Genomic DNA, 22,098 nt, shown 5'->3' with positions numbered 1-22,098 from the left:
CTCTTGGAATACGGGTGGCGCTCGAACCGGCTTTCATTCATTTTCCCAAATTTCCTAGACATCTCAGGTTACAATGTTCCTGTGGCGAAAAACAGACAGAACATGACAGAAAAAAGTAGTAGAGGGATAAAAAGACTCCATCCCTTTCTCCGCTACTGCCTTATTGCTCTTGTCTGTATCCTCCTCTTGGAAGTAAGCCTTTTCCACCTTGATTACTGGTCCAGCCTCATTCAAAGACGGCAGGCATCTGATTCCCCTCAATCTACCTACTCTTTTCTGTCGGCCAATCCTACCTCCACCAGCCACGGTAGTAAATCACCGAGCGAGCATGAGGATTCCAGCACCGGGAAAAACACCAAGTCTGAAGACACCCAGTCAACGAGCAAACATCCGGCAGGTACCTATCTGGCAAAAGGAGCATACCTTGCGGGCGGCGCTCAGTATTCTCGGTCTGCACAGGCCATCACCGTAGATTCCAGCGACCAGGCTTACGTCGATATCCCGGTTAGAGGACAAGTGTCACGGATTTACTGGAACAGCCAGGGGGTATCGCTGAACTTCACCAATGCAGATTCCGGAGATTTGGGGAGCATTAGCATCCGCATTGATGCCCTCCATGGCAGTCATCATGCCATGGGAAAGGTGATCACTTTCAGCCCCCAGGTTTCAGCGACTGCCTATATGTCAACCTCGCAGCAGGTCAGGGATCTTACCCGTACCTACCCCAACGGAACTACCCTGCGCATTTGGTTTCACAGCCCTGCCGGCTCCCGTCTGGCCGTGAAATCCTTGACCATCAACCCGGATCTTCCTTTTAATCTCAATCTCATAAGGATGGGGATACTCTTTATCCTGGCTCTTTTCCTCATCGCCCTGCGGCCCCGGTCCTCCCTCTATCAGATGAGACTGGACCCCTCTTCCGGCAAGCAAAGAGCGGCTTATGCTCTTCTGGTTATCCTTCCCTGTCTGGCACTAGTTCTTGCCAGTGGCTTGATTTTTGGCTGGGTTCAGCCTCCCGCGGTCTACCGAGAGTTTTCCGGCAGCTATACTTATAATTTCAGCCAATACCAGCTGTCTGCCCAGGCTATTCTTCACGGACAGGCCTGGCTCGATCTGCCTGTTGATCCTCTTCTAGCCCAGGCAGCTCACCCCCATTCAGTAGCTGTCCGCAACTCCCTCCTCTCACAGGGAGCTACTATTTATTGGGATTACGCTTTTTACCAGGGCCACTGGTACTCCTATTTTGGCATTGTTCCTGCCCTTCTGGTTTTTCTTCCTTTCCAGTTCTTTACCTCAGGAATTCATGCTGGCGGCCTGTGGCTTAACTCCATTGTTGCCAGCTTTCTTTTCATTGCTGTGGCCATTATTTTCGGATTTCTGGCCATCATACGCTTCCTGAAACGGTATTTCCCACAAGTTTCCCTGGGCATCACTGTCCTGGTCCTCCTCATAGTTCTGGTTGGCAGCACTATTATTTCCCTGATCACCAACCTCAGCTTCTACTGCATTCCCACTGCCAGCGCCACCTTCCTGACAGCAGCGGGCTTTTGGCTTTGGCTGGGAGCAAAACGGGTCTACGATCCGGGCACAAACCGATACAAGGCCTGGACCCGGGCAGACTGCGATCAGGACAAGAAGCAAATTGTCTACTTTTCCTACCCTAGAATTGCCCTGGGCTCTTTCTGCATAGGATTGACTCTGGGCTGCCGTCCTCCTTTTATTCTCTCAGCACTCCTGCTGATTCCCCTCTATGCAGAACTGATTAAATTCAACCATCAGAAAAATAGGACTCGATCTTCAGCCGCCCTGCATGATCTGTGGGGAACCCTGGCAGCCCTTCTTCCAGCCCTGGCCGGAATGGCACCTGCTCTGATTTCCAATAAGATAAAATTCGGCTCTTTCCTGAATTTTGGCAGCATTTATCAGATGACAGTGGAAGACCTTACCACTTATAAACCTGCCCTGTCCTCGGTGGTTCAGGGTGTATTAGTTAATTTTTGGGCCCCCCTGCAAATAACACGAAATCATGTCTTCCCCTTCATCAATTCTTACCGCCCGCATTTTGTCCCCTGGATGTATTCTGACAGCATTATTGCCGGTATTTTTGTTTTTGCCCCCCTGTCTTACCTGGCTTTGGGCTTCCTGCTTCCTCCTGTCAGGCGGAAGCTGAAACAAAGCGGAACTCTGGGTATCTCTTTGATCAGTCTGATTCTCTGCCCTGCTATATGTGCCCTGGAAACCTATATGGGGGGAGTCGACTGGCGCTATATGAATGATTTCTCCTGGATTCTTACCTTGTCGGCAATTCCTGTTTTTGTCATTATCTTCCAGTGGGGACTGGAAAAAGCTAGGTCCACAAGAAAAAACTGGGCAGCTCTGACTCTCTTATGGATTCTTATCCTGCTGGTTCTGGTGGAAATACTCATCTTTGGCTTATCAATTTTCGACCCAGCCAGATCTCACGCGGTGATCACCGTAACTCCTCAAGTTTATTATCTTTTTGCTAGCATCTTTCAGCTCTAGCACCTTTCAACTAAGCTAAAAAGAATTTACCATGCCAGTCTGTTGACTGCCCTATTGAGTGCCTGCAGCTTCTGCAGGAAATCCGGCCTTTCAGGCAGAAGGGACAAAGCCGTATATCCGTTGGAAGGCATATCAAAAAAATAACCAGGCTGAGAAACCAGGGAAAAATCATCGAGCAGGGTCCGGGAAAGCTCATTTTCGTCAATAGTTGAGGGGAAGCGAATGAGAACATTCCATCCGCCTTCAGCATGAAGAACAGTCAGCAGACTGCGATTATCTTCTTTCAAGAAAGAACGCAAAGCAGCATAATTCCCCCGGATCCGCCTACATACCGCTTCTGTCTGGCTAGGGACTTCAGCCAGCAAAGAAGGCAGAGCATCGGAATGGAATTGAGAAAAAGGAAGAAAATCATCGGCGATTACATCCAGCCGCCGCTGGGCTTCTGCCACCTCGTCCCGGGGCCCGCTAACCTGAATCCAGCCCACCTTGGCATGAGGAGCAGCCAGCGATTTGGACAGCCCACCCAAGGCAAAGGTCAGAACCTGATCCTCGCCGGCCAGGCGCCGCCTGTCCTGGGGCGGATCAAGGGCATAATCGTAAAAAACTTCATCGGCAATAAGAGCAATGCCGTGCTCCTGACAGAGGTCAATAATTTCCCGCCTCTCTTCAGCCTTAAGATAAGAACCGGTGGGATTATTAGGGTTAATCAATACCAGGGCTTTAACTTTCCTGCCGGCCTTCTCCTTATCCTCGATCATGCTGCGTAAATACTCCCGGTCAATATTCCACGAACCATCATAAAAAAGCGGATATGGAATCGCCTCAACCCCGGTCAACCGTGCTATGGATTCAATCAGAGGGTAGCCAGGTTTGGGGCCCATTACCAGATCTGTAGGGTTGCATAAAAGCATAAAAAGCCAGGCATAGGCTTCAGATGTAGAGCTGAGCAGGTAAAGCCTGTCCGGATCAGCTCCAATTAAAAAATTTGCCAGAGCCCGGCGGGCAGGGAGATCTCCCCGGGGGTCAGCCAGGTATGTCTGGGGCACAAGCCGGGGGGCCAGGCCAAAATGCGTGGGATTGGAGTCATTCAGACTAGATAGAGAAAAACCCTGAGCCTTCAGCCGGGCAGTTTCCCGGGCAATAGGGTTCAGGGGTGATTCATCAATACGATGAGAGAAGGTAAAGGTCATCCCATCAGTTTACACCGCTAGTCCTTACTGACGGGCATTCTTTCAGACTCCAGACGCATCACATCGCGCGACTGGTCAGAGACTCCTGCCTTCGGCGGCTGAAGCAAAATAGGCTGCTCCAACAATTCCTGCATCATTGAGCAGCTGAGCCGGAACAATGGGGGTATCAATATCAATGTAGGGGAAGAACTTATCGCTCTTCTTGCTCACTCCCCCGCCAACAACAAATATATCGGGACTAAAATAATGTTCCAAAAGACGGTAATACTTAGTTAGTCGCTTGCCCCACTTCTTCCAGGTAAGACCTTTGCGGTCCCGGGCAGCATCAGAAGCATATATCTCTGCATCCTTGCCATCCAAAATCAGGTGTCCAAGTTCCGTGTTGGGGACCAAAACCCCGTCCATAATCAGGGCAGTTCCGATTCCTGTGCCCAAGGTGGTGGCAATGACCAAGCCTTTGGCCCCTTTGGCAGCTCCAAACTGTGCCTCTGCCAGACCGGCAGCATCAGCGTCGTTAACCACATGACAGGTCCGTCCGGTGCGTTCGGTCATCAGTTTATTAATATCGACCCCAATCCACGACTGATCAAGATTAGCCATGAAATCCAAGGGCTTGCCAGGCTTAATAGGAGCCGGGAAGGCGATGCCTACCGGGGTTCCATCCTGAACATCATAGTGGTCCAAAATCTGCTTGACAACACTGGCAACGGCTTCCGGAGTAGATACTTCCGGAGTAGGGATGCGTAAACGTTCTTCAGCAAATTTGCCCTCGTACAGATTGACCGGGGCTCCCTTAATTCCGGAGCCGCCAATATCAATTCCACATGCCTGAGCGGTCTCGATCATAATCCCTCCTTGGATCGGATATTGGTGCCGCCAAGCTTACTCTGTATCTGTGCGGCATATTTTGATTTTACGTCATAGTGGGCATAATACCTGCCGTCAGTCGCACATTTTTGTGATCCACGTTTATGCAACCAAGCTGGAAAGAGATTTGTCTACCCTCTTGATATAGTTTAGGCAAGGTTCACCTGTGCTATCAGCACGGGAACCTCGATAATAAATAATAAAATACATAAGTTTCAGGGTGGGGTGAAATTCCCTACTGGCGGTAAAGCCCGCGACCCGCATAAGCGGTGGATTCGGTGAAATCCCGAAGCCAACGGTATAGTCCGGATGAAAGAAACGAGATAGTATGAGTATTCCTCAGAATAATCATTCAACCAATCGTACCTCAGCTCATGGCTGGAGCACACAGAGAATTGCCATCTATGCCCTTTTTGTTGCCCTGGGCATTGCTTTGAGCTTTATCTCCTTCCCTATTTTCCCAGCAGCACCTTTTTTGGAATATGATTTCAGCGGTGTCATCTGCCTGATTGCAGCTTTTGCATACGGTCCCGCAGCTGGTGTGACTGTCAGTCTACTGATCTATGTGCCTCACCTCTTTAAAAATCCGATTGGGGCTCTCATGAATATGGCCATTATGGTCTCTTTTGCCCTGCTTGCTTCCTTGATTTACCATCACAAGCGCAGCAGGAAACAAGCTCTTCTTGGTTTGATTGCCGGTGCCGTCCTGGCCATCATCGTGGCCTTGACGCTGAATGTGGCTGCAACCCCTCTCTATTATCACATAGCTGTCAGCAAGTATCTGGCAATGATCATTCCTGTTTATCTTCCCTTTAATCTCCTGAAAATGGGCCTGCACAGCATCATTACCTTCCTGTGCTACAAGCCTGTTTCCCGAATGGTCAAGAAAGATCTGTAATGTCCTCTGCCCCTGGGAAACCGGCCATTGAACTGACCTCCATTACTTACCGATATCCCCAATCATCACACTATGCCCTGGATGGGTTGTCTTTGACGATAAGTCAGGGCGAGTGGGTCAGTATTGTTGGGGACAACGGTTCAGGTAAATCCACTGTGGCGCGAATTATGGCCGGACTATCCCACCCAGATCAGGGACAGGTGTCCCTTTTAGGATCGATGGTCTTTGATTCTGAAAAGCAATCCGGACAGTCGTCTGTGAATTATGACGCCTACGATGCTGCCCGAGAAAAAATCAGCATTGTCTTCCAAAACCCCCTGGACCAAATAGTGTCAAGCCTGGTGGATGATGATGTGGCTTTTGGACCGGAGAATCTGGGGCTTAATCCCCGCCAGATCAGTCAACGGGTAACTTCCTCTCTGAATCAAACCGGTATGGCTGCTCACGCCAAGGACGATCCGCTTCATCTTTCTGGTGGGCAGCAACAAAGAGTGACTATCTCCTCTGCCTTGGCCATGAATCCTCAGATTCTCATCCTCGATGAGCCCACAGCCATGATTGATGCTTCAGGCCGGCAAAGCCTGATGAAGACTCTGGCCGAACTGCATAAGCAGGGCTTAACCATTATTATGATTACACATAATAGGGGCGAAGCCTTGCTGTCAGACCGTATTATTGAGCTGGATCATGGGCATCTGAGGCGGGATGAAAACCCTCAATCCTACCGCCAGTATTTGCTGACGACCCAGTATAACCAAGCTGAACTAAGCACCAACTCTGCGTCTGCTCTATCTTATGCTCAGGTTTTTTCTCATACCGATGAGGAAATTACTGATCAGGCGGTAGCTTCCTTAGGAATTCAAGCTGAGCATATATCAACCTGGACAAATTCTTCTGTAGACTTGGGTTTTCAGGATAGAGGAAAGAATCCGGTTCTGTCGTTGTCTGAGGTCAGCTACCGCTACCCCAGCAATAGGTCTGATACTTTGCATAACCTGTCTTTGACCGTGAATCAGGGCGATTACCTGGCTGTGGTTGGCCCCAATGGAGCTGGAAAATCTACCCTGGCTCTCATGATGTGTGCCCTGGGCAAACCCAGCAAGGGGAAGGTTTTTATTAATGGCCTGGATGCTTTCGCCCGCAAAAATAGGAAAATCATCCGCTCTCATATCGGTTATGTGATGCAACACCCGGAAAATCAACTTTTTGCCGAAACGGTTGCCGACGATATTGCTTACGGGCCAAAAAACCTGGGTGTGACTGCCCAAGAAACAGCAGACAGAACTGATCAGGTTCTCCAGCTTCTGGGAATTTCTCACCTGAAAGAGAGAACCCCCTGGGATTTGTCCGGAGGAGAAAGGCGATTGGCTGCTATAGCTGGTGTCCTGGTTAACAATCCTGACATTATTGTTCTGGATGAGCCGACTGTGGGCCTTGATGCCAGGGCCAGCCAGAGGATCCTTTCTCTTTTGAAAACCCTCAGAAGCCAAGGGAAAACCATTATTGTCATTACTCATTCTCTTCCCCTTATTGCCCATAACGCCTCCCGAGTGGTTTTTTTGGACACAAAGGAGAAGAAACCGACAGCACCGGCAGACCGGCGAATTGTCTCAGCAGAAGCTCACGATTCAAAAGAAGCTCACGGCAGCAGAAACAGCGTGTTTTCCTCCTGCGATCCCAGGTCTCTGATCCTGTCAACCATAGCCGTCATGCTCTCTTCCCTGGCTATCTCCAACCTGCCCATGCTCCTGTGGGGCTACCTGCTGATAGCTCTGGCCATTGGTCTCAGTCGGGTTTCCCTGAAAGATTTGTGGCTGCAGCTGCATGGTTTTATGTGGATTTTCCTGTTTATGGGTCTGGTTAATGCCTTCTTTGTTCAAAATGGCAGAAACGTGCTCCAGTGGGGATTTATCAGGATTACCGACCAGGGTCTGTGGACAGCTTTCATTTATCCTATGCGTTTTATTCTCATGATTGCTTTGGGTTTCCTGCTTATTATCGTTATTCCTCCCATGCGTATGTCTGATGCCTTTGAATCCCTGATCAGACCTCTTAGGCTCCTGTCTGTACCCACCCATGATGTGGCTTTCGTCCTGACTCTAGGCCTCCGCTTTGTCCCTATTATCACCGGAGAATTCCTTAATCTCGGACGTGCTCAGATAGCTAGGGGCGGATCAATTGGGACAGGGAGTCTCCTGGCCCGGGTCAGGTCTACTACATCCTTACTGGTTCCTGTTCTCGGAGCCGCTATTCGTCATGCCCATAACCTGTCACTGGCCCTGGACGCCCGCTGTTACAAGGGCCCTCACAAGCGAACCTCCTGGCATCCCCTGGCCTTCAGTTACCGGGACGGTATTGTTGCTGCCCTGGTTGCAGCCTGGATGATTATTCTGGTTTTCTTTAAGCTGCACTTCCCAGGCATATAAGTCCAGATATATAACCAAACGTATAGCCAGGCAGACAAAGCCCACAAAGAGACGTGCGCCTTATTCCCACCCTGTGACGCAAACTGTGACTCACCCTGTGACGCAAAACTTCTGGATGTGAAGCCTACACTTTTTTAGCCTTACGAACCTGAGCCCGCATGAAAATTCCCTGGTCAAAAGCCTGGGGACAGGGAATTGAATATATATACATTGGCCGGTTGGAAGCTTCTACCCGGTTACCATCCTCATCGCGAATATCATTATCAATGATCAGACGGTAAGGCTGACGACCAGTCTGGATAAATTCTACTGTATCTCCGGGCTGAATCAGGTTCCGGGCCCGGAAGGTCAGCCGGCCATCCCGCCAGGAAAGAACATTGCCCACAATCCGCCATTCATTCAGGTAGCCTCCCCTATCCGTAGACTGAGTGACCTGATGATCAGGGTAGTAGAAACCGGTGCTGTAGGGGCGGTGAGTAACCTTGAAAGGTTCCTCTTTCAGCCACTGAGGAAGATCAATGGGTCCCTTATCGCCAGCCTGCCGGCGTTCTACATAGACAGAAGCGGCCATTTTGTATGCATTGGTGACTGTGGATGCATAAAGGGCAGACTTGCCCCGGCCTTCAATTTTCAGGCTGGTGGCCCCGGCATCCAGCAGATCATCAATATGCTCCAGCATATTCATGTCCTGAGAGTTAAACAGATACGTACCCTCATCGCTTTCTTCCACCGGGAAGTATTCCCCCGGACGCTTTTCTTCCACTACCGAGTACTTCCAGCGGCAGGGCTGGGCGCAGTCGCCGTGATTGGCATCCCGGCCAGTCAGATAATTGCTGATCAGGCAGCGGCCGGAAAAAGCCATGCACATAGAACCGTGAACGAAACACTCAATATCCAGGTCAGGAGGGGTATCTTCCCTGATTTCCCGAACTGCATCCAGACTCAGCTCCCAGGCCAGAACAACCCGCCGGGCTCCCAGCTCATACATGGCATTGGCAGTCAGATAATTCACCACCCCAGCCTGGGTAGAGACGTGCAGTTCCAGCTGAGGTGCTGCCTTGTGGGCAGCCATCAAGAGACCAATATCGCTGACAATAACAGCATCGACTCCCATATCATTGAGAGCTCCAACATAGTTCTGAATACCTTCGACTTCAGGATTGGTAGGTAAAACATTACAGGTGATAAAAATCCTTGTATTGCGGGCATGGGCATAGTCCACTGCCTGTGACAGCTCTTCCATAGTAAGATTTTTGGGTGCTGACCGCATGCCAAACATTTTGCCAGCGCAGTAGACAGCATCAGCTCCGGCATCAATCACCGCCTTTACCGTATTCAGATTCCCAGCTGGGGCCAGAACCTCAGGCCGGCGGCGGCGAATCATAGGGCTGCTGGCAGAGAAGGGAGGCAAACTGTCTGTCAAAGGATCGGTAATCTGTATGTGCTGCACATGCGCTACCCTACCATTCAGTCGGTCCAAGAAAGACATGCCAAAATTCTAGGGAATAACTCTCAGAGAAAATCTATAAAATCTGAAAGAAAACACCAAATTATTGTATTGTTTACGATAAAACAATCAATAAGTATTATTTATTCGAATGGATTTAGGAGTCCATAATAAAAACGTACAATAACTGCAGGGTACCATGATCCTTCTCAGTAACAAAAAGTAAGATTCACCTCTACACGGCTTCACCGGGACGACGACTGGCTTTTAGACAAACAGAGGAGGGGTATTGGTGAAATCGATTGTCTGAATATGATGCCTTTTCAGTCGAAATGGACCCGTAAAAGTGATAGCAAAAGAAGCTTTTTGCGGTTTTACACGGTGCATTCTTTCTTCCAAAAAATCAAAGAAAACAAAAGAGGAATTTGCCGGGATAACGGGCATCTGAACAGCATGGAATCTACTGTGCTCCGGGCCATCAATTATCAGAGCCGGAGATTCACTCCCATCAGCGATAAAGGTAATGTCAACATTCCTGGCAGTGCTTTTGCCTACATTTACAGCAACAAGTTCAACCAGAGTAAAAGCATGTGTATACGTCTCGTGCCCTGTAGATATGGTGGATGAACCTCTGCGCCTACGGATACTAATGATTATCTCAGGACGAGAATCATACTGCTGAAAGATAAAAGTCCCCACAGTTATCAGCATGGAGATTACTGCGCATGTTGCTGAAATAATCGCTACCACCGGCAGACCTCACTTTCTGCCCTGACCGGAAAGATTGAATGACAAGAGCACTAGGGAGTTTATATCTTTTGTTCCACAGTAGTCTGAGATTCCAGAAATGACAAATGACAGAATCCTTGGTGAAAAAATCAGCACATTTAATACTGCTGTCTCTATTTTGATGGATTGTTAGACCTAAATCCCACAAGTTGGGATTTAGCTTATAGCTTCAGACTGGCTATAAGCTCTTCTCCGTCCTTTTCACCCGTTTCAGCAAAGCCAAACGACCTGTATAACTGGCGGGCACCATCATTTTCGGGTTCATACGATAGCCAACAATATTCTGCCTCTCCGCAAGGAAGGGTGTTTATAAAATCTAAAGCAAGCCTAACTGCTTTCCTGCCGAGTCCCTTACCCTGATAAGCTCTGTCTATCATGAGCCGCCACAGATTATAATTTCCCTTGGCTATTTTAGGCGCGTCATCCCAGTAATCATCGGTGTCAAATCCTATCATTAAAAATCCTACCGGAACATCATCTTCGTATATGCCAAATGGAAAAGCATAGCCATTTCCGGTAATCGATAGGTAAGCTTCAATAATACTAACATCATTAGCTGCAACAAAGTTTTTCTGGTCCTCAGACACGTGAAGCTTTACAATATCGCAAACATTTTTCCTATTAATTTTTTCCAATCTCAGCATACTTCTGTCCTTTTACGAATTCCAATTTGTTTAGCTCTTTATTACCGTGAAACAACCAATGAAAACTGCGTTATAACCTTTATTCTATTCACCACAGAGACTATAGTCTGCCACTATTCCGCCGGCAGGATCACACGGTGCGGATTGCATGTGCTTGTTGAGGTATGATGAAAGCAGCAGTCGTAAAGGCAGGTTTTTATGCTTATTGCAGTAGATATTGGAAACACCAACATTGTGATTGGATTCATGGATCCCCTTCCCTCTGATCAGGTAGATTCAGCTCACCCCCTGTCTCGGCGGCAGGTGGCAGATACCTACAGGATGACCACTACCCAGACCAGCACCAGCGATGAATATGGGATTGCCCTCCTGCAGTTCCTGGCCTTAAGTTCCTACAAGCCCTCAGACGTGGAAGGGGTTATCATTGCCAGCGTTGTTCCCCAGGTTATGCACTCCTTCAAATCTGCCATTATTAAGGTGGTGGGCACAACCCCCATGATTGTGTCTCCTGGGGTAAAAACGGGAATCAATGTGAAGCTCGATGATCCCAAAAGCCTGGGCTCAGACTGCCTCTGCGACTGCGTTGCAGCCTACTACCTCTATAATTCCCCCAGCCTGGTTGTTGATATGGGAACAGCGACTACTTACAACATTGTGGATTCCGGCGGTACCATTGTCACCGGTTTAATCAGCGCCGGCTTGCAGACCTCTGCCCGAGCCCTGGCTGGAGGAACAGCTCAGCTGCCCCAGGTGGAAATCCGCCGGCCTGGTACTATTACAGCCACCAATACCATCGATGCCATTCAGTCCGGCCTCTATTACAGTTTTTTGGGAGGCCTGCAGATGATAATTAACCAAAGCAGGAAGGAATTCTCCCCTGATCTGACTGTGATTGCCACCGGGGGCCTAGGCCGGGTAGTGGAAGTTGATGCCAAGGATTTGGGCCTGATTGATGTCTATGATCCAGATTTAATTTTTAAAGGTATGGATATTATTTACAATCGAACCACTAGCTCCAAAAATCGCGGCCACAAGAAGGCGTCTCATGCCTCTCGCTGACCTCCCCATTGACGGAAATACCCGGATAGCCGGGCTTATTGCCCACCCGGCCCGGCATTCCCTCTCCCCTCTGATGCATAATTTATCATTTATTTCCCGGGGAATTAATGCCCGCTACTGTGCTTTTGATGTGGAAGCTGACCAGCTGGAAGCAGCCATTGAATCCATTCGAGCCCTAAAAATGCTGGGTGCCAACGTTTCTATGCCTTATAAAGAAGCAGTGATTCCCTTCCTAGATCAGCTTGATCAAACCAGCAGCCTGGTTGGATCAGTCAACACTATTGTTAACCGTCAGGGCATCCTGACCGGTTACACTACAGACGGATTGGGCCTGGTTAATTCCCTGAAAGCCCGGGGATATTCCATAGAAGGCAAAAAAATTACCCTGGCTGGAGCAGGTGGAGCAGGAAGCCCCATAGCCATTCAGGCAGCCTTAAGCGGAGCAGGGCAAATTTCCATTTTTAACCGGGCTTACACAAGTCAGGGGCAGACAAACCCGACTGCCCATAAAGCCAAAGACCTAGTAGAAAAAATCACGTCTATCAGCCAGACACGAGCTAAATTCTTTCCCTTGGAAGATAAAGCTGCCTTCCGCCGGGAACTGCTCTCCTCTGACCTGTATATTGATGCCACATCAGTAGGAATGGGAAGCCAGGAAGGCCAGGAAGGCCAGTCGTTGGTGGACCATCCTTCCTGGCTAAGCAATCTGACAGCCCTGGTAGATACGGTCTATTCGCCGGCCCAGACCAGACTCCTAACTCAAGCTCAGGAAGCTCGGGTTCCTGTGAGAATGAACGGGCTGGGTATGCTGATCCATCAGGGAGCTGCTTCCTTTAAGCTCTGGACCGGTCAAGACATGCCCATCGATCAGGTTGAGAGGGCACTTCCCCTGTAAACGAAGGTTCAAGAGGTTCAAGCTGCCCTATGAGTCTGGATTATATGATGCTTTTCCAGCTCCTGATGGGCTTTTGCCACTGCCCGCCTGGCCACATCATGGGAAGACCCTGCTCCCCGGCCCCTCACTCCAAAGAGAACCATAAGCACCATCATCAAAGCTATAAGAGACGAAATCCTCAACACCCATTTGATAGCGAACACGCTGGAGGGAATTACCTGAGATTGAGCTCCACCCAGAGCAGATAGACGCATTTTTTCAAAAATCTCCATGAGGATAACCAGGATTGGGGCCCCCACTGCACCGGCAATCTGCCGGGATGTATTGGTAACTGCAGAGCCGGCAGACACATCTTCAGGTTCCAGACAGTTAAGAGACCAGGTCGTCACCGGCATCAGGGTAAAGCCCATACCAATCTGCCGGGTAAACTGGCTGATAGATACCCACCAGATCCATGTATGAAGATTAATCATACTCATCATAATGGTGCCTATCATCAAAATAGTTGATCCGGCCAGGGCAACAGGCCGGGCCCCAAATCTGTCCAGCATTTTACCCCCGAAGAACTGGGCAATACACTGGCCAAAAGCACCGGGAAGCATAACTAAGCCGCTCATGGTGGCCGAAAATCCCATGTCATTTTGAATATACAGAGGGATGATAACCGTAATGGAGCTGAAGGCAAAGAAGCTTAAAGAGGCGACAATCGTTCCCATACAGAAACTTCTGTTCTTCAATACTCCTAAATCCAGCAAAGGGGGCTGGGCATTGACAGACGCACCCTGTCCTCTTTTATCGGCTGTCATTTCTCCGGCAGCCTGGGCAGCCTTGAAAATTCGAGCTTGGCTAATCTGACGGAGAATAAACCAAACAATGCCCAGGAGACCCACCAGCATAGGTGCCCAAACAAGTGGGGCCGCAAAAGGATAGGACTCAATGTTGGTAAAGCCAAACATGAGACCGCCAAAACCAAAAACAGACAGGGCCACAGAGAAGAAATCAGCTTTTGCTGTTGTGTCGGTCTTCCCAAAGTTGCGCAGGAGAAAAGTGGCCAGGATAAAGGCGAAAATACCCACCAACGTCAGAGTAAAGAAGATGGACCTCCAGCCGTGACTGTCAGTTTGCCAACCGCCAAAAGTCGGCCCTACGGCTGGAGCCACACTCATAGCCACTCCAACCGTCCCCATAGCTACTCCCCTGCGGGAAAGAGGGTATATGGAGAAGACGGTAATTTGCAGAACCGGCCACATGACGCCAGTTCCCACTGCTTCCAGAATTCGGCCCAGCAAGACCAAAGGAAAAGTGGGACCCAGCCAGGCCAGGGCTGAGCCGAGGACAAAAACTGCCATAGAGGTGAGCACAATCTGTCTGGTAGTAAAACGACGGGTTAAGAAGGCAGTCAGGGGAACCATAACTCCCATGACCAGCTGAAAAACTGAGGTCATCCACTGACCGGTGGTCACGTTGATGTGAAAGTCGCTGACGACGGTGGGCAGGGCTGCTGACAGCTGAAGTTGGGTGAAATTGCCCAGGAAAGTTATGAAAGTCAGGACTGCCAGAGAAACAAAGGCAGTATGGGTTAAACGCCCGTTCCTGTACGATTCTTCCTGTGATAGGGGCTTACTCATCCTCTGCTTCCAGGAGATTTGTTTGTTCACATCTGTGCTCATTCTCTGTACCATCTGCTCCTCATATAACCAGCCTCGTAGCAACCAACCTCATGTAACCAACCGTGTGGCAAGAAATAACGTCTTTTCACTCTAAAAGACCTGGCAGACGAATACCTCAGCTTTCCAGACCTAATCTCATATGATGAACGGCCTGTTTGAACGGATTATTCGCTCTTGCCCGGTCAAAGGATCAGTGAAAGAAATCTCTCGTGCTATCAGCTGAAGAGGGTGGGAAAAGTCATCATACGCTCTTTCTTCAACCTGAGGATACCAGTTATCACCATCAATAGGGAGACCCAGACTGGTCATATGAACCCTGAGCTGATGAGTTTTCCCAGTCAGGGGGTGGAGGGTATAAGCCCTCAGACCCTTATTCAAAGCGTGAGATGACTGATGAGAACTAATAGTAATAAGACTGACAGCATTGATGGCTTCCGCTTCCTCATAGGCTTGAAGAATTCCCCGCTTTTTGGTGATATGAGAAGATCGCAGGAGAGGGAAAGACAGGTTGGTCACATCAACAGTCAGGTTGTTGTCCTCTCCTTTCCTAGACCAAACGTGACCGACCAGCCCTAGTCGGGGCCGAGAAGCCGGTCGGATTGGGGCCAGGCACTGGTAGGTTTTATGCACCTGCCGACTTTGAAAAAGCATCTGATACATTTTGCGATACTGCGGTTCCTTGACTAAAATCAGGACCCCGGCTGTCATCCGGTCCAGGCGATGAGCAGGGATGAGGGAATCATTGCCTGTTCTCTCCCGCATTGTCATTACCGCTGTCGATTTATACCACATTCCCCTAGGCATGGTGGGCAAAAAATGGGGCTTATCCACGGCTATGATTGCCTGGTCTTCGTAGAGAATAGGAAGATCAGCAGGGATAACAGGTTCGTCCAGGACCCAGCGATGGGGCTTGTCAGCCGGCTTCTGACTGTATGTCACTGGAGAAAACCAGGAAGATAGGTATCAGGAAGGTAAGAAGCGGTTCCGGAAAGAAGATCTCCTATAACTGCTGCTTCCTGATCGCAGATATCCAGGGCAGTAATGGGATGGCCGGAAGCACCTGATCTGCTCCCCCCCTCGGTCAGATTGCTGATAGTGGCTCTATCCCCAGCGCTGCGGGCAGCGGCCATAGAGTGAATAAATACAGCAACTGCCGCTACTGTTTGTATATCTATGTCAGATTTATTCATGGCTGATGCATTCGCCGCCAGTAAGGTACCCGTAATTCCTGCCAGCACATCCCCTGTTCCAGCAGTTGCCAGCCAGTGTGTACCCGCAATCTCCACTGCTTCCTTGCTGCTGTGAGAATCATAAATAATGGTGGGGGACCCCTTAAGAACGACCACGCATTCAAGTTCATCGGAGAGAATTTTGGCATACTTGCGTGGGGATGATTCAACATCATGCCTCTCCAAGCTATACCCGCACCGGCTAAGCATAAGAGCCGCCTCTCCCGCATGCGGGGTGACTACCACCCGTCTCAGGGAGCCAGCTTCGGTTAAAGGTCGAGTGGAGGCCAGGAAAGCAAAATAGGACAAAGCCCCGGCATCAATCACGGCATAAGCCTGAGATACAGCGTTCTGGGCAGCCTGCCAATCCTCCTGATTGCAGTCATCTGATCTGTTCCCGGCAAAAGCAGACAAAAGAGCAACTGCCATCTGACAACGATCCTGGCCCAGACTTTCCGGACTTACATCAGGAAATCCAGATCCAATGACCCAGGAATTCACATGTGAAGCTAAATCAAGATGGGCGACAACTTCCGGCCGGGAAGCCAGAACGAGATGGGAACTGACCTGACTGCCGCTGTAGCGCACATAACCGGCACCGGCTTTGGCCGCAGCGGTAACTCCCAGCACGGCAGCACCAGGATACTCGTCGGAACCAGTAATCAGCCCTGTTACCCCCCGAGTGTACTTGGAATCATCGGGGCCAGGATAGGATAATGCCTGAGACAGATCAGACAGATGCAAGCCGTGCATTTTTATTCCACCGTCACCGATTTAGCTAGATTACGTGGCTTATCCACATCGTACCCCTTGAGCTTGGCCATATCCATAGCAAAAAGCTGAAGAGGAATTACATCAACCAGAGGACTCATCAAGGTGGGGCATTCAGGCCGCCAAAAGACGGTATCGGCGTAATCCTTTACATCCTCATCGCCTTCCTCCGCTATAGCAATGCAGTATGCCCCCCGGGCCCTGACTTCCTGGATGGAGGAAATGACTTTGGAATGCAAAATATTTCGCCCCCGGGAAGGAGGGACAATGACCACGATCGGCTCCCCCTCTTCAACCAGGGCAATAGGTCCATGCTTGAGCTCGCCGGCAGCAAAGCCCTCAGTGAAGGTGTAGGCAATTTCCTTCAGTTTCAGTGCGCCTTCCATAGCCACCGGATAACCAACATGACGCCCCAGGAAGAGGAAGGAGCGGGCATTGATCATCTTCTCTGCTGTTTTTTCAACTACAGTCGCCTGCGTATCCAGAATCCTCTGGATTTTAGCCGGCATCTCCTTCAGGGAAGCGATAATCTGTCGAATTTCATCTTTATACATAGTGCCCTTAACCTGAGCCAAATAGAGCCCGAGCAGGTAAGCAGCCGTAATCTGGGCAACAAAGGCCTTGGTCGAGGCAACGGCGATTTCAGGGCCGGCATGAGTATAGAGAACAGCATCAGACTCACGGGGAATACTTGACCCCTGGGTATTACAGATAGCCAAGACCCGGGATCCCTGTTCTCGGGCGTGGCGCAAAGCCATGAGAGTATCCATAGTCTCGCCTGACTGGGAAATAGCTACAACCAGGGTATTGGGAGTCAGAATGGGATCACGGTAACGGAACTCATGCGCCAGCTCGACTTCCACAGGGATCCTTACCCAATGTTCGATGGCATATTTGGCTACCATTCCGGCATAGGAGGCAGTACCACAGGCAACCACAATGATCTTGTCAATGGATCTGAAAGCATCCTCATCAATGTGTACTTCATCCAGGTTCAGGTTGTTATTCCTGTCGAAGCGGCCCAACAAAGTATTCTGTACGGATTCAGGCTCTTCATGAATTTCCTTATCCATAAAAGAGTCCCAGCCTCCCTTCTGAGAGGCACTCACATCCCAGTCCACAGTAAATTCACGGGCTTGGGCAGGATTACCATCAAAATCAGTGACTGTTACAGAATCAGCCGTAATCATAACTGCTTCATCCTGACCAAGTTCCAGGGCCTTCTTGGTATAAGCCACAAAAGCAGCTACATCCGATCCGAGGAAGTTCTCCCCCTGGCCTAGCCCCACAACCAGAGGCGAGTCGTGACGGGCTCCCACCACCGTTTCCGGTTGGCGTACATCCACAGCCAACAGGGTGAAGGCGCCCTCTATCATACGGGCAGTCCGGCGCAGGGCCTCAAACAAATTTGGCCTGCCTGTCTGGTCAATGATCTGATTTTGAATCTTTCCCAGAAGTTTGGCTGCTACCTCCGTGTCGGTAGCCGAAACGAAGCTATACCCTTCCGACTGCAAATCAAACTTAAGCTGAGGCGCATTCTCAATAATTCCGTTATGAATCAAGGCAATTTTGCCGTCTTCGCTTAGATGCGGGTGAGAATTAAGATCGCTGGGAATACCACTGGTTGCCCATCGGGTATGGCCTAAGCCAATAGTGGCATCAGGCAAAGGATTGCGCTCAATTTCGGCAACCAAATTGTCCAGTCTGCCTTCTTTTTTGCGCACAGCAACCCTATCCATCCCGGGGGCTACCAGGGCTACACCAGCTGAATCATACCCTCTGTACTCCAGTCTTTTCAAGCCCTGCAGGCAGACTTCCAAGGGTTTACCGCATTCTACGCCCTTTCCGGCGTATCCAACAATTCCACACATGCCCTTTATTCTACTCACAGCCGGGGCTTAAGACTTATGCGTGCAGAGAATCACCACCAAAGCTCCAACGGAAGAGCCTAGCTGCGGGGGTTAGCCTCAACCAGCTTAACAAACTTGTCAATATAGCCTTTGACAAAATTAAAGGTCGATTCGTTAGCAAAGGTGCCTTCCTGGTTGATCATGGTGGCGGACTTACCCAGGAAAACCTCGGGCTGACCCATCAGAGGCATATCAAAGTACGACAAAGCCAAACGCAACGTCTTCTGAGAAGAATAACCGCCCATAGCACCAACAGAATGGCTGATAATGGCTGCCGGTAAGCCTTTCCAAGCAACATCGCCATTGGGCTTGGAAGCCACATCAATAGCGTTCTTCATGACTGCCGGGACCAGGCGATTGTTCTCGGGTGTGACAAACACCACCCCATCGCTGGCCTTAATGGTAGTGCGGAAAGCAGTATAAGTTTCAGGCAGGGGAGCATACTCTTCCTGAGGATTGTCGTAATCGGCGTTGTAGAGCGGCAGATTGCCAATCTCAACAATGTGAGCTTCATAGTCATCAGGGAACATACCAATGATTGCCTGGGCAATCTTCCTGGCAATGGATTCGCGGCGAAGGCTGCCTACAAGCACTGAAATCTTCTTTGTCATGGTCTACCTCCTTGAAGGATTGATATTTACTGTTATCTACCTAAATTACTGGTACCTTATATAAACGCGCAGATATGCATAGTCCACGCTTATCTTCAAAGGTAACACAGAAAGCACAGACAGGGGAAATAAAGTGAGAAAAATTACAATTACCAAAGCATAATGCACCTAGCGTTGACTCATGCTCTACAGGACTGAATTGAGAAAACCTTTGAACCTTTGTTCCTGAGGATGATCAATAATATCTGGACCTCCTGATTCTACAATCACTCCCCCATCCATAAAGACCACCTGATCAGCGACTTCCTTGGCGAAACCAATTTCATGAGTCACCACCACCATGGTCATCCCTTTTTGAGCCAGATCGCGGATAACAGTCAGAACCTCCCCGACCAGCTCAGGATCCAGGGCGGAGGTAGGTTCATCGAAAAGCATAATATCGGGATGCATGGCAATGGCCCGGGCAATAGCCACCCGCTGCTGCTGGCCTCCGGAGAGCTGGGAAGGATAATGGTCTACCCGGTCGAGCATACCCACGCTGTCCAAGCACTCCAGGGCTTCCTTTTTAGCTACGCTCCTGGGTTGGTGAGCAACATGGATCGGGGCCTCCATAACATTTTCCAAGACTGTCATATGGAGGAAAAGGTTAAAACGCTGGAAAACCATGCCAATAGATGAGCGCTGGCGGGCAATCTCTTTATCATTCAAGGTCTGAAGCACTTTCCTCTTCCCATGACCAACATATTTATACCCGACCAGGTGACCATCTACGGTAATGCTGCCTCCGGTTAAGGTTTCCAGCTGATTGATGAGTCTCAGCAGGGTTGATTTGCCGGAGCCTGACGGACCTAGAATAACTGTCACTGTTCCGGGCATGACAGTCATGCTGACTCCTTTAAGAACATGCAGGTCGCCGTACTCTTTATGCACCTGATTGATGATAATCTGCGGTTTCTGCTTATCCTGCCTTTTTCCTGTATTATTTTCCGTATTCTTATTTCCCGTATTGTTATTCATGATTCCTCTCTTAGCGGCCTGATCGTTGAGCTATTCTTCGTTGTATTCTGCTGCTATCTCAGGCATTCAGACCCAGGTGCTTGGCCTCTACAGCCCGACGTCGGGCTTTCTCTTTATCAGCCTTATACGATTGAGACAGAGAGCTGCCGGAAATACTGTTTGATCTTGCAGCTTCATCGGTGAAGCCCCGGCTGAAATACTTTTCCAGATAATGCTGAATAACCATCAAAATAGAAGTTATGATCAGATACCAGATGGCGGCCACCAGCAGCAAGGGAATGGGTTTATAGGTCTTATAGGTAATGGAATTGGTTACATACTGAAGTTCCATGGTGAAAGGAACAGCCAGCACCAGTGAGGTGGTCTTGAGCAAGCCGATGGCTTCATTGCTCATAGGAGGCACGATTATTCGCATGGCCTGGGGAAGAACAATTCTGTACATGATCTGTCTGCGGTTCATGCCCAGGGCCTGAGAAGCTTCGGTCTGCCCCTTGTCCACTGATTCCAGGCCGGCCCTGACGATCTCAGACAGGTAAGCGGCTTCATTGAGTGCCAGACCGATTAGTGCAGCCCGACCAGCTGTAAAAACTTCCTCCGTGTTGATGCTGAAAAAAGTCGGTCCAAAAGGAATGCCCAGGCTGATTTTGGGAATCAAAACAGCGATTAGTCCCCAAAAAACCAGCTGGGTATATACAGGAGTTCCTCTGAAGAACCAGATATAAAACCAACTGACAGCCTTCAAGACAGGATTGACCGACTGTCTCATAACAGCCAGCACGATAGCCAAAAAAGTAGCAATCAGGAAGGAGCCAAAGGTGAGAATTAAGGTCCATGCAACGCCGCTGAGAACATGCTCATTGAACAGGTAGCGCCAGACCACGTTCCATTCAAAGTTTGGGTTGGTGATTATCCCATGAATCAGCATGGCCGTCACCAGTAGAACGATCAGGCCAGCTATAATGGCTCCGGGCCGCCGCACAGGCCGGGCATGAATTCGATTAGGGATTGGATCTTCTGATGTGGATGTGTGATGATCTGTCATAGTTCCGCCTTTCCTTAGCTGGCAGTGCTTTTCAGCTTAGGGTTAATTACCGCTTTCTTTATAATTCCTGAGGTCACTCCCCAGGATGAGAGGATTTTCCGGTACGTCCCCCTGTCAATCAGAATCTGTAAAGCTGCCTTGATTGCCCGGGCAGTTGCCATATCGTTCTTGGCGATCACGATGCCCATAGGGGCCACACCTTTTGCTTTGCCCAGCATCTGCAGCTTACCCTCAGTTTCTTTGACTGCATACTCGCCCACAGGGGTATCGGTGTACATGGCATCAACCTGTTTGGATATCAAAGCAATGGTAGCCGACGGCTGATCCCGGTAAGAGCGGATGGTTATGGCTGGTTTGCCGCGCGATAGGCATTTCTCCGACATCGTGCCTGCGTCAGTCTCCTGCATAGTCCCGGTCTGAACCGAAATTTTGCGTCCGCACAGATTGTTGACGGTAATCTTCTTTGGATTCCCTTTATTGACTACAAAACTCATCCCTGACCTGTAGTGCTGCACAAAATTGACGCTTTTCTCCCGCTCAGCAGTGATGGTGAAACCAGAAACTCCCACCGTATATTTTTTTCCTACAGCGGGGATAATGCTATTAAAGCTGGCCTGAACAATTTGCGTTTTCAGTCCCATGACCCTGGCAATCCCCTTGATAAGGTCGATCTCATACCCCAGGACTACACGGGAATCCTCTCCCGTATACTCTGCCGGCGCATAGGCAGCATTGGTACCTACGGTCAGCACCCCCTTCTCCCTCAATTCTTGAGGGAGCATAGATTGAATTTTTTTATTCGTTGGAATAGAGCTGAAATCAAAACTCTGTCCTCTTTCATCCAGACCATCAGAGGTTCCGCAAGCAGATGCAGAGAGGAAGAGAGACAGACAAATCAAGAAAATTAAAGGAAATCTGAGAGTTGCCTTCCTCAAGGACAAGCTGTCTTTTAACCGGGCGCACCGGGTCCTGCTGGCATCGATCGTGCAATAATTACTTGTATGATCACGCATAACTATACACTGTACTAGCGCCCCTGGACTTCGCCTTCTTTCGATATATCCTTAGGCTTCCATATCTGATGTGTGCCTAATGCGTTTACGATGTGTA

General features: G+C 49.6%; 18 protein-coding genes and 1 riboswitch. Of the genes, 5 read left to right on the top strand and 13 right to left on the bottom strand.

Annotated elements, in window-relative coordinates; translation table 11 throughout:
* Positions 1–102 precede the first annotated feature (102 nt).
* The gene (locus SCIP_RS02465; RefSeq protein WP_006292943.1) at positions 103–2,523 is read left to right on the top strand and encodes a hypothetical protein; all 2,421 of its coding nucleotides are present in this window, start codon (positions 103–105) and stop codon (positions 2,521–2,523) included.
* Between the two features lie 26 nt (positions 2,524–2,549).
* Here the strand turns inward: SCIP_RS02465 and SCIP_RS02460 are convergent, their stop codons facing one another.
* Positions 2,550–3,713 (bottom strand): pyridoxal phosphate-dependent aminotransferase, encoded by a 1,164-nt coding sequence (locus tag SCIP_RS02460; protein WP_006292942.1) that lies wholly within the window; start codon positions 3,711–3,713, stop codon positions 2,550–2,552.
* Between the two features lie 75 nt (positions 3,714–3,788).
* Entirely contained in the window at positions 3,789–4,559 is a 771-nt protein-coding gene (gene ppgK, locus SCIP_RS02455; protein ID WP_006292941.1) for a polyphosphate--glucose phosphotransferase, read from the bottom strand.
* 228 nt (positions 4,560–4,787) lie between these two features.
* Positions 4,788–4,905, top strand: a riboswitch (FMN riboswitch).
* A 3-nt stretch (positions 4,906–4,908) separates the two neighbouring features.
* On the opposite strand from ppgK, the gene SCIP_RS02450 reads away from it, so the two are divergent.
* Positions 4,909–5,478, top strand: a complete 570-nt coding sequence (locus SCIP_RS02450; protein WP_006292940.1) for an ECF transporter S component — start codon at positions 4,909–4,911, stop codon at positions 5,476–5,478.
* A complete protein-coding gene (locus SCIP_RS02445; RefSeq protein ID WP_006292939.1) occupies positions 5,478–7,904 on the top strand; it encodes an energy-coupling factor transporter ATPase in 2,427 nt (808 codons plus the stop codon). Before SCIP_RS02450 ends, SCIP_RS02445 begins: the two co-directional genes overlap by 1 nt.
* A 124-nt stretch (positions 7,905–8,028) precedes the next feature.
* Here the strand turns inward: SCIP_RS02445 and SCIP_RS02440 are convergent, their stop codons facing one another.
* The 3 genes from SCIP_RS02440 to SCIP_RS02430 form a co-directional block, all read right to left on the bottom strand.
* Positions 8,029–9,288, bottom strand: a complete 1,260-nt coding sequence (locus SCIP_RS02440; protein WP_006292938.1) for a peptidase U32 family protein — start codon at positions 9,286–9,288, stop codon at positions 8,029–8,031.
* 330 nt (positions 9,289–9,618) lie between these two features.
* A complete protein-coding gene (locus SCIP_RS02435; protein WP_006292937.1) occupies positions 9,619–10,101 on the bottom strand; it encodes a hypothetical protein in 483 nt (160 codons plus the stop codon).
* Between the two features lie 200 nt (positions 10,102–10,301).
* Positions 10,302–10,784, bottom strand: coding sequence for a GNAT family N-acetyltransferase (locus tag SCIP_RS02430; RefSeq protein WP_006292936.1), 483 nt, complete (start codon positions 10,782–10,784; stop codon positions 10,302–10,304).
* Between the two features lie 198 nt (positions 10,785–10,982).
* Between SCIP_RS02430 and SCIP_RS02425 the strand changes: the two genes are divergently transcribed.
* Positions 10,983–11,843 (top strand): type III pantothenate kinase, encoded by an 861-nt coding sequence (locus SCIP_RS02425; protein ID WP_006292935.1) that lies wholly within the window; start codon positions 10,983–10,985, stop codon positions 11,841–11,843.
* Positions 11,830–12,738: a shikimate dehydrogenase family protein gene (locus tag SCIP_RS02420; RefSeq protein WP_006292934.1), complete on the top strand. Its 909-nt coding sequence runs from the start codon at positions 11,830–11,832 to the stop codon at positions 12,736–12,738. The genes SCIP_RS02425 and SCIP_RS02420 overlap by 14 nt, the downstream gene beginning before the upstream one ends.
* Positions 12,739–12,755: 17 nt before the next feature.
* Here the strand turns inward: SCIP_RS02420 and SCIP_RS02415 are convergent, their stop codons facing one another.
* The 8 genes from SCIP_RS02415 to SCIP_RS02380 all read right to left on the bottom strand — a co-directional run bounded on the left by SCIP_RS02415 (position 12,756) and on the right by SCIP_RS02380 (position 22,001).
* The gene (locus tag SCIP_RS02415) at positions 12,756–14,420 is read right to left on the bottom strand and encodes an MDR family MFS transporter (protein ID WP_115672866.1); all 1,665 of its coding nucleotides are present in this window, start codon (positions 14,418–14,420) and stop codon (positions 12,756–12,758) included.
* A gap of 123 nt (positions 14,421–14,543) precedes the next feature.
* Positions 14,544–15,347 carry a pseudouridine synthase gene (locus SCIP_RS02410; protein ID WP_048349258.1) on the bottom strand — a complete coding sequence of 268 codons (804 nt, stop codon included), beginning with the start codon at positions 15,345–15,347 and terminating at the stop codon, positions 14,544–14,546.
* Positions 15,344–16,390, bottom strand: coding sequence for an ADP-dependent NAD(P)H-hydrate dehydratase (locus tag SCIP_RS02405; RefSeq protein ID WP_006292931.1), 1,047 nt, complete (start codon positions 16,388–16,390; stop codon positions 15,344–15,346). The genes SCIP_RS02410 and SCIP_RS02405 overlap by 4 nt, the downstream gene beginning before the upstream one ends.
* 2 nt (positions 16,391–16,392) lie before the next feature.
* On the bottom strand, positions 16,393–18,279 hold the full coding sequence (gene glmS, locus SCIP_RS02400) for a glutamine--fructose-6-phosphate transaminase (isomerizing) (protein WP_006292930.1): 1,887 nt from the start codon (positions 18,277–18,279) through the stop codon (positions 16,393–16,395).
* Positions 18,280–18,356: 77 nt separating this feature from the next.
* Complete coding sequence (locus tag SCIP_RS02395) at positions 18,357–18,929, bottom strand: NADPH-dependent FMN reductase (protein WP_006292929.1); 573 nt, start codon at positions 18,927–18,929, stop codon at positions 18,357–18,359.
* 186 nt (positions 18,930–19,115) lie between these two features.
* Positions 19,116–19,946 carry an amino acid ABC transporter ATP-binding protein gene (locus tag SCIP_RS02390; protein WP_081442803.1) on the bottom strand — a complete coding sequence of 277 codons (831 nt, stop codon included), beginning with the start codon at positions 19,944–19,946 and terminating at the stop codon, positions 19,116–19,118.
* A 58-nt stretch (positions 19,947–20,004) separates the two neighbouring features.
* The gene (locus tag SCIP_RS02385) at positions 20,005–20,988 is read right to left on the bottom strand and encodes an amino acid ABC transporter permease (RefSeq protein WP_048349257.1); all 984 of its coding nucleotides are present in this window, start codon (positions 20,986–20,988) and stop codon (positions 20,005–20,007) included.
* Between the two features lie 14 nt (positions 20,989–21,002).
* Entirely contained in the window at positions 21,003–22,001 is a 999-nt protein-coding gene (locus SCIP_RS02380; protein WP_006292928.1) for an ABC transporter substrate-binding protein, read from the bottom strand.
* Positions 22,002–22,098: the final 97 nt, after the last annotated feature.

Source organism: Scardovia inopinata JCM 12537 (assembly GCF_001042695.1).
In the GTDB taxonomy this organism is placed as follows: Bacteria; Actinomycetota; Actinomycetes; order Actinomycetales; family Bifidobacteriaceae; genus Scardovia; species Scardovia inopinata.
Note: the sequence above shows the minus strand (reverse complement) of the source record. Positions and strands in the feature narration are given on the sequence as shown.